The following is a 13,762-nucleotide window of genomic DNA, read 5'->3' on the forward strand; positions in this document are numbered from 1 at the left end:
ACGGAAGAGAAGTTCGCGCCTGAGATTCAAATCCTTGCTTTCAGCATAGGCTTCCAGTCTCGGATTTTAAGTAGCGCGTATAGAAGAGTGTTTTCCCCCATCCTTATTCGAGCATTTTGGGCCAACCGACTTTTTCAACAGAATCGACCAAAAGCCTGGACTGCCCCCGCCCCCATAGACATTTTCCAGCCTCAAAGTGAGGCTCTTTCAAAGGCTTCAGGACTGACGCCGCCCAGGTGGCTGTGACGACGCGTTCGGTTGTAAAACGCTTCAATGTAATCGAATACGTCGGCCCGGGCCATGTCCCGGGTTTTGTAGATCCGCTTACGGATACGCTCTTTTTTCAGGCTGCTGAAAAAAGACTCCGCCACCGCATTGTCCCAACAGTTTCCTCGGCGGCTCATACTCGGCTCGAGGTGGTTGGCCAGACAAAAACGTTTCCAGTCATCGCTACCATATTGGCTACCCTGATCCGAATGCACGATGACTCTGGTTTTGGGTTTACGGCGCCATACCGCCATGAGCAGCGCGTCCAGCGCCAGCTCCTTGCCTAGCGTTGGCTTCATTGACCAGCCGACCACCTTGCGAGCGTAGAGATCCAGTACGACAGCCAGATATAGCCATCCCTGCCACGTTCGGATGTAAGTGATATCGGTCACCCAAGCCTTATTAGGGGCATCGACAGTGAAGGCCCGGTTGAGTCGATTGGGGGCAATGATCGATGGTCTGCCTTTGATTGCGCGCGGGGCTTTATATCCTCTGAGCGCCTTGATTTTATTGGTACGCATCAATGCCGCGACACGGTGCTTGCCGCAACTTTCTCCAGCCTCGCGCAAGTCAGCAAACACCCTCCGTGCGCCATACACACCTCGACTGGCCGCATAGGAGTCGCGGATCAGCCCTAACAGCCGACCATTCTCTTTTTCGCGATCAGAAACAGGCTTGTGTAGCCATTGATAGAACCCGGCACGAGCAACTTGCAAAACCCGACACAGCGTAGTGATCGCGTATTGATGTCGGTGCTCGTTCATGAAGCGGTATTTCACTCGGGTTCCCTGGCGAAGTACCGCGCTGCTTTTTTTAATATGTCGCGCTCTTCTTCCAAGAGTCGCATTTGGGCTCGCAGCCGTAAAATCTCACTTTTGGCTTCGAGCAACTCGCTGGCCTGTTCTCGGTTTTGTCAGGCGTCACGGCTTTGACCCATTTGTATAGGCTGTGGGTTGAAACGCCGAGGCGCTCGGCTGTTTCCGCAACGGAGTATCCGCGCTCAATGACTTGCCTGACGGCCTCTGCCTTGAATTCCGGCGTGAATCGTTGGGTGCTCATAAACTTCCTCCTATGCTCAAATCATAGGCTGGAGATGTCTACGGTGCCGGGGGCAGTCCAGCCGACGTTCACACCTATCTGCGAAATCAGGGGCGATTCAGATCACCAAGCACGAGAGGGTGACAAGGTTGTTGGAGAGGCCGTGGCCCAAATCGAACGTCTGGCTATCGAAGTCGGCAACTCCACTGCGGCCATGGGGAATCTGAGAGAGGAAAGCAACAAAATCGGCGGTGTGCTCGATGTTATTAAGTCGGTCGCATGGCTTGGTTAAACGCTTTCGGCTATAGGTTTAATCTAAAGGGGCGCGCTGGGAGCAACTCAGTCAATCAAACATTCAGGTTGAGTTCAAAGCTCAACCCATACCTAAGGTCATCAGCAATCCGCTTTTACTTCCCCCCAGATCCTTAATAACGTTGTTGCCAATGCCACAGATGCGATGCCAACAGGAGGGACGTTAACTATTCAAGCAAAGCTAGATGAAGCCCGTCAGTGGCTTTGTCTAACCATCGACGACAGCGGAAGTGGATTGGCACGACAAAAAGAAATGATGGCTTGCAAGTCTTTCTACACTACCAAGCAAGGTAATCTGGGTATTGGGTTCATCATGGTAAAGCAAATTATGGAAAGCTTTGGTGGTGAAGCGAATCTGAGCAGCCGTGAAAACCGAGGAACATCGGTGAACTTAACTTTCAGAGTGTTGGATAGACGAACCCGCACGTTGAATCCCTCATGACCGAAAGTTGCTTTACTTGGCGGCCATCGGAGTCAGCTTCATTTGGACGATCATTGTCCAGACCGCCGCTGTTATGCTTGGGAAAGCTGAGGCTTGCAGAAATGGTTCTGAAAGCCTGAGGGCGCTGGAGGTGTTAGTCTGGCTGGCCGCGACTGCTGCGGCCAGCCCTTCCAATGGGCCTGTTACGCGGGGATCAGTCGTCGTCGCGCCAGTGGTGTTTGCGCCAGCCATAGTGATGGCCACGGTCGTGGTGGTGGCGACGCCAGCCGCGATCGTCGTCATAGTAACCATCACGGTAGCGATGACCACTTTCATCATCATATTCCCGGCCCATGTTGTTGCCCAGGGCACTGCCCAAGCCACCACCGGCTGCCGCACCGATCAGGCTGCCAGAGGTGCCGCCCATCTTGCGACCTACCACGTTACCGCCGGCTGCGCCCAGTGCGCCGCCAATGGCCGCTTCGCCACGGCTGTGTTTGTTGGCGCCCACCGCACCACCGGCCGCGCCACCCAAGCCTGCGCCGATTGCCGAGCCGGTGCTGCCGCCGATCGACTGGCCGACCACCGAGCCCAATACTCCTCCCAATGCGCCGCCTATGCCTGCTTCGGTATTGCCGCCTGCCGACGCAACACCGCTTAGCAGGCCAAGTGACAACAAGAGAATCGAGGAGTACTTCATTTATGAAAGCCTCAAAGGGGTGACGAGGCGATCCTGAGGCTCTGGACTGGGGCTTACAATTGAAATCCGACGAGTAACACGGCTTGACAAAATTCTCTAAGCTGCTGTTTTTTCAATGAAACTTTAGGGGTGTTCGACAGTCTCAGATTAATTGCGACAGGCGATTTTCAAATATGGAAAGGCCTATTTGGGGGGGCGAAAAAACCGCTAGCCTGTTGGCGCCGGCGCCGAATTGATCCAGTTACCGAGATGCCACTGACTCAGTCTGATTCCTCGCGAACCATTTCCTGTGCTGGATTTCTGCCGATTGGAGATGGGTCAGTCTTGCGTCGGCACGTAGGTCAATTCGGTGTTGGCGCCAACACTGTTCGAGCGCCTGCTCTTCAAGGGCTGCCGCCATGGCGTGGCGAAGCGCTGCTTAAAGCGGCGTATCAGGCCATGTATGGCGTTAAACAACTGGGACGCAAAGGAGTTGCGATGTCTGAGTCCCCAGAAGCTTGAGCTGCTTACTCTTGCTACGTTGTTCTTGAACATCGCAGTCGCTTAGTCAAGGCAATCATGAAGCTAAGGAAACCAGCGCATGTGAATATCCTTGAGGACGCCGTTGGTCTTGATGCGTCGATAGCCCTCGTCATACATTTCCAGCGCTCGCAATCCGTCTGGATGAGCCAGGCTAAAGCCTAACGTCGAGTTTTCCACTCCGCAATTGAAGGCGAAGCGCACCACATCTTCTGTGCCGGACTGTATGGCTTTCTGGTTCCTGGCCTCAAGGTCGTTACTCATGACCAATGCCGCCTGAAAACGCCGAGCGGCGAGTTTTTGCAGGCTTGTTAAATCCGAGAGTGAATTTTCGAGCACCACGCCAGAGGTCTGGAGTGCCGTCACCTGGGCTGAGTATTCGTAATCTCTGGTAATGCCAACGACAGTGTCGGGCGGCAAAACACATTTTCCATCTGGAGGCTTCGGCAGGGGAGCATTGATATGTTCGAAGATGTCATTACGTACTTTGAAGATCGGCTGTTCAGCCAGCTTGATCTTGCCCTCGAATTCGGGTTGCCAGCTCATGTTGAAGCAGGCGGCAACCTGGCCACTGAGCACCATGTACTTACAGCGTGAATACGGCACTACTCTTAGTCGAACCTCGATCCCCATCTCTTTGAAGGCAGCTACAACCACGTCATTGGCGTAACCTGTGCCATCGCTCTTTGACCATGGTATAGCAGCATCTTCGACCATGATTGTCAGCGTCTCGCGCGCCGATTGTGCGATGCAGGCGCTCGCTGTCAGCAGCTGTAGTGTGCAGGTCAGAAGGGGCAGAGCAATATTTGGCCACATTCTGTGACCAGTCTTTTTTTTATACATGGCAGGCTTTATTGAATCGATGAGTCCACCGAAGGTGGATGGGCCAAAGCTTTTCGTCATAATGAAAAACAGGCGCGAGATTTATTCTACGATATGTCGATTACATAACCCATGCCGCGTGAGGTGTGAATCAATTTGGATTCAAAACGGTCATCAATTTTCGCTCGCAGTCTACGCATGGCAACCTCGATGACATTGGTACCACTCTCAAGCTGGATATTCCAAACCTGTGATGCAATGAGTGATTTCGGAAGAACTTCACCGCGGTGCTGGAGCATAAATTTCAATAACGAAAACTCTTTCGCCGTTAGGTCAATCCGTTTCCCTCCGCGAAACGCCTGATGTTTGAGTAGATCAAGCTCAAGATCGCCAATTGTTAAATGGGTCTGACTGGAAGGAGGGGTTGCTCTACGCAGCAAGACTCGGACTCTAGCAAGTAGCTCGGAGAACGCAAAAGGCTTGACCATGTAGTCATCAGCACCCAGATCCAACCCTTTAACTCGGTCTTCTACGCCATCCCGAGCTGAGAGGAACAACACTGGCACGCTTGCGCCTGCGGCACGGATCTTTCTCAGGACGTCCCAACCATTGAGACCAGGCAACATCACATCCAAGATGAGCAAGTCATAGGATCTTTCCAGAATGAGTTGAAGAGCGTCGTTACCATTTATGACGCGGTCAACACTAAAACCGGCCTCGGTGAGGCCTTTCTGCAGGTAAATTCCAGTTTTCAGTTCATCTTCAGCTACCAAGAGTTTCATATTGGCAGGTTCCACGATTTGTATTGCAGCAGTTTGCGGCCAAAACCGATGCCTCAATACAAGCTGATGTAGTTTCTACAGCCGACTCAGCGCGGACGCACAGGCTCAACATAGAATATTGGGAAGCACTGCCTGCATTCACTTCACGGGTTACTCAGCTGACATCTCTATCTCTGGGCTGAGTGTGCCGAGCCAGGCAACCAGACCCATAATGACCACTGCGACCGAGAGCTCTAGAATCATGCTCCGCCGTAAAGCGTTGATGGCGACGGTGTGAGTATCTGCCTGAATGGATCGCTCAAGCAGCGGGCTCAGGTGAAAGCGGTTCACCGCCGCAAATACCAGCATCCCCGCAAACAAGAATACCTTCAAAGACAGCAGGGCCCCGTACCTGCTGGATGTCAGCGTCTCGAATGCTGGCCCGACAACCATCAGATAGTTGACGATCCCGGTGATAGCCAGGGTTGCGACGATAAGCGTCCCCGCTGATTCGAAACCAGTCAGCGTTCGAGCCAGCAACCGCATCTGCAGATCGCCTGTGAGGTTGGTTGAGCGCAATAACAGCGCGAATGCGGCGAGAGCGCCCAACCAGCTGCCTGCACCCAGAAGATGGACAATATCGCTGGTGAAGTGCAGGTAGCGTCGACTGCCTTCATCCATAGCGCCATGCCCTGTCCAGGCCAGCGTCGCCAGGGCGATGGCCCCGCACAATGTGACCAGCCAGAGGCTCAATGCCGGGGCTCGTCGATTGAGAGTCGCGGCGATGACCGCCACCGTCAACGAGGCTATTCGGGCCATCCAGGTCAACCCGACGTCAGTGTCCATCAGCATCATCTGCAGGATGTGGTGATGCAATTCCATGACGCTGGACATACCGCTCATCGTCTTGGCCATGTGGAGCATGGCCGCCATCGATAGCAGTATGCCGATAAGGGCAGTTCCCCCCAGTAACGACCCAAAATTCAACACGGCACCGTCTGCGCGTTCCTTTCCTTTGAGACTGTACAGGCCAAACAGTGCCAGCCCGAAGAGCAGCATCAGGTCGATATAGAGCGCGAAGCGAAGGCTAATGTAGATTGAGTCGTCCATGGATCACTTGACTTTAAAGGTCACGGTGCCTGTGATCGGGTGGGTATCGGAAGAAACCGCCCTCCACTCAACCTGATATGTGCCAGGTGTGAGCGGTGCTGCCGGGGTGATAACCATCATTTTCGGATCGGCGCTACCCGCGACACTCGCTTTGACACCCATAGGGGAGTGGGCGGACATGCCCGGCATTTCGGTCATGATCAGTTTCGCGCCGGAAAACTGGGTGGTGAGCTTTTCTGAGAAATTCAGTTCGATTTTTGCCGGTGCAGCCACGGTGGTGCCATTGACCGGGGTAGAGGACAGTAGTTTTGGATGCGCCTGGGCAGCAGCGCTCAACAACAAACCGATACTGAGTGCAGCGACAACACCGAGGGCTTTAAAAGATGACATGCAAGGCTCCTGACGGCTTGGGCCGTGGGTGGGGTGTTTTTGATTGACTGGATGTGGGGTGTATCTATCGATCAGGTTTAGAACCACATTCGCACACCGACGACAAAGCGCGTATCGCTCTTGTCTTCGCCTTCTTCAAGGCGGTAGTCCGCTGTTTTGCCGTAGGCGCGGTTCCAGGTCACGCCGATGTAAGGTGCGAACTCGCGGCGTACTTCATAGCGCAGTCTCAGGCCAACCTCGGTGTCCGACAGCCCGGAGCCTGTGACCCGTTGTGGATCGTTTTTGCCATAGAGGTTGATTTCAGCAGTGGGCTGCAGAATCAAACGGTTGGTCAGCAAAATATCGTAGTCGCCCTTGAGCCGCATCGCGGTCTGGCCAGCCTCGCCCAGGTAAGCGGTAGCTTGAGTTTCGAAGTCGTAAAGCGCCATGCCTTGCAGCCCCAGTGCCGCCCATGTCTGGGGTGCACCTGGTTTGAAGTCTTGTCGCACACCGCTGACCACGTCCCACCAGGGACTCACGGCGTGTCCCCAGAGTGCCTGAAGCTCAGCGCTTTCTGTCACGCCATTGGTTCGTTCGCCTTCGGTTCGCAGCCAGAGACGATCCGTGTCACCGCCAATCCAGCCGTTGGCTTCCCAACGTAATGCACTGCCCTTGTCAGCGTCTTGCCATTCGAGTTGATCGATCAGGAAAAATGAGTTGATCGAGCTGTCGTGCATCTGGTGGCCGGCATGGCTTTCAAACACCGCCGCGCGATCTGCATCGGTGAGTGCCGGAATGGGTGTACGGCTTTGCTGGGGCGCTGCGGGTTTCATACCCTGCATCTGGCTGTCATCCATGCCCTGCATCTGAGAGTGATCCATACCCTGCATTTGGGAATGATCCATCTCCTGCATCTGCTTGCCGTCCATACCTTGCATCAGCTCGGTCTGCCCATATGCAAAGGGCATGACACCCATCCCCAGGATGGCAAGGCCGGCGAGTAGCGGTTTAGCGGTTCTTTCGAAGTTCATGTCTGGCTCCTACTCTTGCACACGGACTTCGCGAAACATGCCCATTTCCATGTGGTACATCAGGTGGCAGTGGTACGCCCATCGCCCCAGGGCATCGGCGGTCACGCGGTAGCTGCGTTTGGTGCCAGGCGGCATGTCGATGGTGTGCTTGCGAACCATGAAGTCACCGTTTTCATCCTCCAGATCACTCCACATGCCATGCAGATGAATGGGATGCATCATCATGGTGTCGTTGACTAGAACTACTCGGATGCGCTCTCCATATTTGAGATGAAGTGGCTCGGCATCCGCAAATTTGACGCCGTCAAAAGACCACGAGAATTTTTCCATGTGTCCGGTCAGGTGCAGGGTGATGGTGCGGCTTGGTTCGCGGCCATCGGGATCTTCGAAGGTGCTCTTCAGGTCTGAGTAGGTCAGTACCCGGCGACCGTTGTTTCTCAATCCCATGCCAGGATCGTTGAGTTTCGGTGTGGGGCTCATCGCCTGCATGTCGACCAGCGGGTTATTCGCTTCCGAGGCCGGGTGAGGCTCCATCGAGTCCATGCTGCTCATGCCCGACATCGAGTGACCTGACGTGTCTGCCGAGCCGGGCGTCTGACTGTGATCCATGCTCTGCATCGATCCACCGTCCATGCCCGTCATACCCTGCATGCCTTTGTCGTCGCCGGCCGACATTTGGCTGTGATCCATACCCTCCATGCCTTGCATCGAGTCCTGGGTCATACCCTTCATATCGCCATGATCCATGCCGGCCATATCACCCATGCCCATGTCGCTCATCGTGATCAACGGACGTGGATCCAGGGGAGGCACAGGAGCTGAGAGCCCTTCATGTACAGCCAGAGTACCTCTTGCGAAACCGGTACGATCCATCGACTGGGCGAACAAGGTGTATGCGTTTTCGGTGGGTTCGACGATCACATCAAAGGTTTCGGCCACGGCGATGCGGAACTCATCAACGCTCACCGGTTTCACGTACTGCCCGTCTGCGGCGACGACAGTCATTTTCAGCCCAGGAATACGCACGTCAAAGTAGCTCATCGCCGAGCCGTTGATGAACCTCAGGCGTAGCCGTTCTCCGGGCCTAAAAATACCTGTCCAGTTGCTATCGGGAGCCTGCCCGTTAAGCAAGTAGGTGTAGGTGGCGCCGCTAACGTCAGCAAGATCGGTGGGGTTCATTTTCATTTCAGCCCACATTTTCCGATCCGCGACGGTGGCAGACCAACCGTTCTTACCGACGTCATCAATGAAGTCGCCGACGGTGCGCTTGTGCAGGTTGTAGTAACTGGATTGTTTCTTGAGTTTCTTCATGACCCGCTCGGGGTCTTCATCCGTCCAGTCGGACAGCATCACCACATAGTCACGGTCATAGCTGAAGGGTTCGGGATCCTTTGCATCGATGACCAACGGGCCGTAGACGCCGACCTGCTCCTGGAACCCGGAATGACTGTGATACCAGTAGGTGCCGTTCTGTTTGACCTTGAACGAATAAACGTACAGGCCGCCCGGTTCGATGCCGTGAAAACTCAGACCCGGTACACCGTCCATGTTCACCGGCAGAATGATGCCGTGCCAATGGATCGAGGTGTCTTCCTTGAGCCGGTTCCTGACCCGCAACGTCACCGTATCGCCTTCACGCCAGCGCAATATCGGGCCGGGGAGGCTACCGTTGATGGTCATGGCGGTGCGGGGCGTGCCAGTGAAGTTCACCCCCATCTCCCCGATAGTCAGATCGAAATGAGTGCCAGCGAGCACATTCGGCTGCCCCTGACTGGTAATTGCCCACACCGGGCTGCGCCACAGCCCAAAGCCTGCGAGTACCCCGCCTGCCGCCAAGGCTTTCACGAAAGTGCGTCTTGATGTTCTGGAATGCATCGGGGGGTATCCAGTAAGTCTGAGTCCAGGCAGATACGGAACCGCTGCCATAGTACGGCCATGGCTCGCTACAGAGAGTCGGTTCCAGGCGCCATTTTTCGAGCACGATGTCACATCATCAGGCGGCGCGTGATTACATTTCCGTCAGGTTGGCAACGGCAATTTGGCTGGGCTGCGATTGAGCGGCACCGATAGATTTGTCTTGTTTTGATAGGCCGTGTCTGGACAGCCCTAACGTAGTCGTCAATTGCCGTTTAAAAATAGCGCTTACCGACAGCAGCAACCGCCGCCGTTCCCACCACAACCTGAGGTTTTCTTACTCGCTACGCTTTCCATTGTCGCCAGCTGTGCTGGATAGCCAGCGTCCTGCAGGGCTGTAAGCAGCGCATGGCTGTCCGAATCGCCGCTGACCTTCACCCGTCCGGCTTGGAGATCCACTGCTATGTCGCTGACGCCTTCAAGTGGGCGCAACGCTTCGGTGACGTGCTTGATACATGAGCCACAGCTCATGCCTTGGACTTGCAGTTCAAGGGTTTTCATCGGTGATTCCTCATAACAAAATGCATCATGCAAAGACTGAGGCATTCGGCTTTTCTGTGACGTTGGCTGATCTTCAACCTTGCTGCCATGGCAAGGTCAAGCGGTCTTTATCACTCAATTAATGGACGCCTGACGCAGGCGTAACGCGTTGAATACCACCGACGCCGAGCTCACGCTCATGGCCAGTGCGGCAATTAACGGTGACAGAAGGTGACCGGTAAGCGGGTAGAGCAAGCCGGCTGCCAGCGGGATGCCCATGGCGTTGTAAAGGAAGGCGAAGGTCAGGTTCTGGTGCATATTTCTCACCGTTGCTACTGACAGGCTGCGAGCACGCAGGATACCGAGCAGATCGCCTTTGACCAGGGTGATCTGAGCGCTGTTCATCGCCACGTCAGTGCCAGTACCCATGGCGATACCGACATCAGCGCGAGCCAGCGAGGGGGCATCATTAATGCCGTCGCCGGCCATCGCCACGCGGTGTCCGGCTTGCTGCAGAGATGCAACCAGACGTTCTTTATCTTGCGGTTTGACCTCGCCATGCACCTCCTCAATGCCCAATTGGCGAGCTACCGAGCGCGCAGTGGTAAGGCCGTCGCCAGTGGCCATGATGACCTTGACGCCATCCGCCTGCAGACGCTCGACGGCCAGCTTCGAGGTGGGTTTGATGGGATCGGCTACAGCCAGCAAACCCGCCAGGGCGCCATTGACTGCCAGGTACATGATGCTCGTACCGTCGCCGCGTAGCTTCTCGGCCTGCGCTTGCAAGCGCTCAGTGGCGACGCCGGCTTCCTGCATCAGCGCCGTATTACCCAATTGCAGGCGGCGACCTTCAACCTGACCGCTTACACCAATACCGGAAGCCGACTCGAAGGTTTCAGGTGGGCTCAGTGCCAGACCTGCGGCGCGTGCCTGATCGACGATGGCGCGGGCCAACGGGTGCTCGCTGCCCTGATCAAGACTCGCAGCCAGGCGCAGCACCTCATCCTGTGTGAATCCGGGTACGGCCCCGACGCTATGGAACGCTGGACGACCTTCAGTGAGGGTGCCGGTTTTGTCGACTATCAAGGTGTCTATTTTGCGCAGGTTTTCGATGGCGGCGGCATCGCGAAACAATACGCCGCTGCCAGCAGCCTTGCCGGTGGCGACCATGACTGACATCGGTGTCGCCAGGCCAAGGGCACAGGGACAGGCGATGATCATGACCGCGACAGCGTTGATCAGTCCGAACACCCAGCTCGGCTCGGGCCCCCACAGTCCCCAGCCGAGTAGAGTCAGCGCGGCGATAGTAATCACCACGATCACGAAGTAACCGGCGATTACATCAGCCAGGCGTTGCATCGGCGCCTTTGAGCGCTGGGCCTGAACAACCATCTGCACGATTTGTGCGAGCAGGGTGGCCGACCCTATCTTCTGCGCCTGCATCACCAGGCTGCCGTGGATGTTGAGAGTGGCGCCGATCAGCGCGTCGCCGGCCCTCTTCATGATCGGTATCGGTTCGCCAGTGAGCATCGATTCATCCACAGCGCTTTCGCCTTGCATCACCTGACCGTCGACAGGCACTTTTTCGCCTGGTCGCACACGTAACGTGTCGCCGCTGTGTACGTGCGTCAGGGGGATGTCTTCTTCCGTGCCGTTGGCATTGATCCGTCGGGCAGTTTTCGGGGCCAGTCCAAGCAGCGACTTGATGGCGGCCGAGGTTTGCGAGCGTGCCTTGAGTTCAAGCATCTGGCCGAGGAGGGTGAGTGAGATGATCACAGCCGCCGCTTCGAAGTAGACGCCGATACGGCCGTCCATCAGGAAGTTGCTGGGGAATACATCGGGGGCCAGGGTCGCCACAACGCTGTAAAGAAAGGCCGCCGCCGTGCCAAGGCCGATCAGCGTCCACATGTTCGGACTTCGCTGAATCACCGAGCGCACGCCGCGTACATAAAATGGCCAACCAGCCCAAAGCACCACCGGTGCGGCCAGTCCCAGCTCGATCCAGTTTTGCGTGGGGCCGTGAAACAGCACTAAGGCATGGCCGCCCATGGCCAGAACGGTGACGATTATTGTCAGTGGCAATGTCCACCAGAAGCGCTGGGTGAAGTTCTTGAGTTCAGGGTTCTCTTTTTCCTCCAATTCCGGGATCGCCGGCTCTAAGGTCATGCCGCACTTGGGGCAGACGCCGGGGCCAATCTGGCGAATCTCCGGATGCATGGGGCAGGTGTATTCAGTGTCAACGGTCAAAGGTTCTGCTGGTGCCTGATGGATGTGTTCAATTTCAGTCGGAGATATTTGATATCGCTCAGGCTCTGCCCTGAAGGTCGTTTGGCATTTCTGGCTGCAGAACCGGTAGGTTTGCCCCTTATATTGCGTACTGAACTGGCTTTCGCTACTGACGGCCATGCCACAGACCGGATCATGGGAACCGGTGGGTTCAAGCTTTTGTATTGGGTCGTCTTGACGAAGCTCAGGGGCGTGCATGGGCTAACTCCTGTTCGCATCCTTGGTTGAGTCTGAGCTTTCGCCGTGATGACTGTGTCCACCGTGGTGGTGCCCGAAAAAATGCATCAGCGGGCACAGCAGCAAAATCATATAAGGCAGTAAGCCCAGCATATGGCCGTAGTGTTCTCTGGCCAGATAAAACAGCGCGATCACCAACAGCATGTCCAGCGCTATGCCGGGTTTGCTCCTCCAAAATGCTGGAGAGGTTTTAGCTGAATGTGCTGAATTCATCATGGTTTTGTACTCCTGAGGGAGTTCTATCGAGTAGTACGGCGGTGTCGCTCTAGCCATGCTGGCCATGGTGACACCGCCGTTGCATTGCAAGCGCCGCAATCCTGGGTGGATAGCGGTCGTTACTTCTTCATTGGCATGTCCATCATCGACGACTGCTGATCCATCATCTTCATCATCATCTCCATCATTCCTTTACCCATGCCCATGCCCATACCCATACCGTCCTTGGAGCCAGACATCCCCATGCCTGAGCCCATCTCCATGCCCGTACAACCAGCAGCCCCTTGCTGCTTACTCATCATGGTCAAGCTGTCCTTCATCGTTTTCATGCCCTCTTGCATAGCTGCTTGCCGCTCGGCAGGGGTTTTCGCAGCTGCAGCTTTGTCATGAGCTGCCTGCATTTTCTGCATTTGCTCGCTCATCGCTTTGCTCATCGCTGACTCGGACGGTGCGCTGGCAGCCGTTGCACTGGCAGGTGCGTCGCCAGGTGCGTCGGCAGGATGATGCTCATCTTCCGCATAAGCCATGAATATGCTGCTGGCTAAAATAGCGGCAAGAACCAATTTCAATTGTGTTTGCATGGTGAACTCCGGGTTTTAGAGACAAGTAGGAATTACTAGGCCGCGCCTAATTGGCGCAATGAAGCAGGACGGCCACGGTGTGACCGCCCTGAAAGTTGGATTAATCGTTGAAACGGACGAATATCAGGCGGGCTGGAGGCCCCGATGGCGCGGGGCGCTTCAGTGCGAGTGCAGCGAAGGTTAATGTTTGAGCGGGGATAAGCAGCAGCATCGCAGGTAACAGCAAGGCAAGCGCCAAACTGGCGAGATCCAGTGTCGGGATCTGCGATGCGGGACTGATCGCCTTTGCTGCATCGGCACAATGCTTAAGGCAGCCGCTGGCATGCAGCGCATGTTCATCCATCTGTTGCAGCGTGGAAGGCGTCTCGTGCGTTGCACTCAGGCTGTGCTGCGGCTGCACCAGGCAGCCGTGAAACACCGTCACGATCACAGCCAACACCCACACCCCGAGGGTGAGTCGCAAAAGATTGCGGTAGTGATGACGGAACCAGTACATGACGTGCTCCACGGGCCTGTTAGTCCCTAATTGTTCCAGTGTAGACATCCAGGCCGTCGCAGAGTTGACTTCAATCAAGTAAGTGGGTTTTCGGTACGCTTGGACAGTAAGGCTGTTTCGCGGCAAGCAGGTGTTGCTGTGGTCATGATTCCGTGAGTGCAATCTCTCGGAGTCGGTTTATTTCGGCGGAACTAAACTTAGT

General features: G+C 55.6%; 14 protein-coding genes and 1 pseudogene. 2 read left to right on the forward strand and 13 right to left on the reverse strand.

Features of this window, described 5'->3' with window-relative positions; translation table 11 throughout:
- Positions 1–191: 191 nt before the first annotated feature.
- Positions 192–1,326, reverse strand: a pseudogene (locus GQ39_RS08155) (IS3 family transposase).
- Between the two features lie 142 nt (positions 1,327–1,468).
- Between GQ39_RS08155 and GQ39_RS33490 the strand changes: the two are divergent.
- Positions 1,469–1,597: a hypothetical protein gene (locus GQ39_RS33490; protein WP_269082074.1), complete on the forward strand. Its 129-nt coding sequence runs from the start codon at positions 1,469–1,471 to the stop codon at positions 1,595–1,597.
- A gap of 165 nt (positions 1,598–1,762) precedes the next feature.
- Positions 1,763–2,059, forward strand: coding sequence for an ATP-binding protein (locus tag GQ39_RS31335; RefSeq protein WP_236693085.1), 297 nt, complete (start codon positions 1,763–1,765; stop codon positions 2,057–2,059).
- A gap of 193 nt (positions 2,060–2,252) precedes the next feature.
- On the opposite strand, the gene GQ39_RS08170 is transcribed toward GQ39_RS31335, so the two are convergent.
- From GQ39_RS08170 to GQ39_RS08225, 12 genes are all read right to left on the reverse strand, one after another.
- On the reverse strand, positions 2,253–2,738 hold the full coding sequence (locus tag GQ39_RS08170) for a glycine zipper domain-containing protein (protein ID WP_047528741.1): 486 nt from the start codon (positions 2,736–2,738) through the stop codon (positions 2,253–2,255).
- A gap of 564 nt (positions 2,739–3,302) precedes the next feature.
- The gene (locus GQ39_RS08175; protein WP_152613978.1) at positions 3,303–4,100 is read right to left on the reverse strand and encodes a substrate-binding periplasmic protein; all 798 of its coding nucleotides are present in this window, start codon (positions 4,098–4,100) and stop codon (positions 3,303–3,305) included.
- Positions 4,101–4,186: 86 nt separating this feature from the next.
- Complete coding sequence (locus GQ39_RS08180; RefSeq protein WP_047528744.1) at positions 4,187–4,861, reverse strand: heavy metal response regulator transcription factor; 675 nt, start codon at positions 4,859–4,861, stop codon at positions 4,187–4,189.
- 150 nt (positions 4,862–5,011) lie between these two features.
- Positions 5,012–5,950: a copper homeostasis membrane protein CopD gene (copD, locus tag GQ39_RS08185; RefSeq protein ID WP_047528745.1), complete on the reverse strand. Its 939-nt coding sequence runs from the start codon at positions 5,948–5,950 to the stop codon at positions 5,012–5,014.
- 3 nt (positions 5,951–5,953) lie between these two features.
- Positions 5,954–6,340: a copper homeostasis periplasmic binding protein CopC gene (gene copC, locus GQ39_RS08190; RefSeq protein ID WP_047528746.1), complete on the reverse strand. Its 387-nt coding sequence runs from the start codon at positions 6,338–6,340 to the stop codon at positions 5,954–5,956.
- 77 nt (positions 6,341–6,417) lie between these two features.
- On the reverse strand, positions 6,418–7,287 hold the full coding sequence (locus GQ39_RS08195; protein WP_442961744.1) for a copper resistance protein B: 870 nt from the start codon (positions 7,285–7,287) through the stop codon (positions 6,418–6,420).
- A gap of 72 nt (positions 7,288–7,359) precedes the next feature.
- Entirely contained in the window at positions 7,360–9,225 is a 1,866-nt protein-coding gene (locus GQ39_RS08200) for a copper resistance system multicopper oxidase (protein ID WP_047528748.1), read from the reverse strand.
- 267 nt (positions 9,226–9,492) lie between these two features.
- Positions 9,493–9,765, reverse strand: coding sequence for a heavy-metal-associated domain-containing protein (locus GQ39_RS08205; RefSeq protein WP_047528749.1), 273 nt, complete (start codon positions 9,763–9,765; stop codon positions 9,493–9,495).
- Between the two features lie 114 nt (positions 9,766–9,879).
- Positions 9,880–12,228, reverse strand: a complete 2,349-nt coding sequence (locus tag GQ39_RS08210) for a heavy metal translocating P-type ATPase (RefSeq protein WP_269082046.1) — start codon at positions 12,226–12,228, stop codon at positions 9,880–9,882.
- A 3-nt stretch (positions 12,229–12,231) separates the two neighbouring features.
- Positions 12,232–12,483: a DUF2933 domain-containing protein gene (locus tag GQ39_RS33230; RefSeq protein WP_047538605.1), complete on the reverse strand. Its 252-nt coding sequence runs from the start codon at positions 12,481–12,483 to the stop codon at positions 12,232–12,234.
- A 119-nt stretch (positions 12,484–12,602) separates the two neighbouring features.
- Positions 12,603–13,064 carry a hypothetical protein gene (locus tag GQ39_RS08220; RefSeq protein ID WP_047528750.1) on the reverse strand — a complete coding sequence of 154 codons (462 nt, stop codon included), beginning with the start codon at positions 13,062–13,064 and terminating at the stop codon, positions 12,603–12,605.
- A gap of 100 nt (positions 13,065–13,164) precedes the next feature.
- Entirely contained in the window at positions 13,165–13,560 is a 396-nt protein-coding gene (locus GQ39_RS08225) for a hypothetical protein (protein WP_047528751.1), read from the reverse strand.
- Between the last annotated feature and the right edge of the window lie 202 nt (positions 13,561–13,762).

Origin of the sequence: Pseudomonas sp. 11/12A (genome assembly GCF_000800055.1) — a bacterium.
Classification (GTDB): domain Bacteria; phylum Pseudomonadota; class Gammaproteobacteria; order Pseudomonadales; family Pseudomonadaceae; genus Aquipseudomonas; species Aquipseudomonas mohnii.

Excerpts from the sequence above, each read along its gene's own strand:
- GQ39_RS31335 (WP_236693085.1), top strand. The coding sequence starts at position 1,763 with ATGCCAACAGGAGGGACGTTAACTATTCAAGCAAAGCTAGATGAAGCC.
- GQ39_RS08170 (WP_047528741.1), bottom strand. The coding sequence starts at position 2,738 with ATGAAGTACTCCTCGATTCTCTTGTTGTCACTTGGCCTGCTAAGCGGT.
- GQ39_RS08175 (WP_152613978.1), bottom strand. The coding sequence starts at position 4,100 with ATGTATAAAAAAAAGACTGGTCACAGAATGTGGCCAAATATTGCTCTG.
- GQ39_RS08180 (WP_047528744.1), bottom strand. The coding sequence starts at position 4,861 with ATGAAACTCTTGGTAGCTGAAGATGAACTGAAAACTGGAATTTACCTG.
- copD (WP_047528745.1), bottom strand. The coding sequence starts at position 5,950 with ATGGACGACTCAATCTACATTAGCCTTCGCTTCGCGCTCTATATCGAC.
- copC (WP_047528746.1), bottom strand. The coding sequence starts at position 6,340 with ATGTCATCTTTTAAAGCCCTCGGTGTTGTCGCTGCACTCAGTATCGGT.
- GQ39_RS08195 (WP_442961744.1), bottom strand. The coding sequence starts at position 7,287 with ATGCCCTTTGCATATGGGCAGACCGAGCTGATGCAAGGTATGGACGGC.
- GQ39_RS08200 (WP_047528748.1), bottom strand. The coding sequence starts at position 9,225 with ATGCATTCCAGAACATCAAGACGCACTTTCGTGAAAGCCTTGGCGGCA.
- GQ39_RS08205 (WP_047528749.1), bottom strand. The coding sequence starts at position 9,765 with ATGAAAACCCTTGAACTGCAAGTCCAAGGCATGAGCTGTGGCTCATGT.
- GQ39_RS08210 (WP_269082046.1), bottom strand. The coding sequence starts at position 12,228 with ATGCACGCCCCTGAGCTTCGTCAAGACGACCCAATACAAAAGCTTGAA.
- GQ39_RS33230 (WP_047538605.1), bottom strand. The coding sequence starts at position 12,483 with ATGATGAATTCAGCACATTCAGCTAAAACCTCTCCAGCATTTTGGAGG.
- GQ39_RS08220 (WP_047528750.1), bottom strand. The coding sequence starts at position 13,064 with ATGCAAACACAATTGAAATTGGTTCTTGCCGCTATTTTAGCCAGCAGC.
- GQ39_RS08225 (WP_047528751.1), bottom strand. The coding sequence starts at position 13,560 with ATGTACTGGTTCCGTCATCACTACCGCAATCTTTTGCGACTCACCCTC.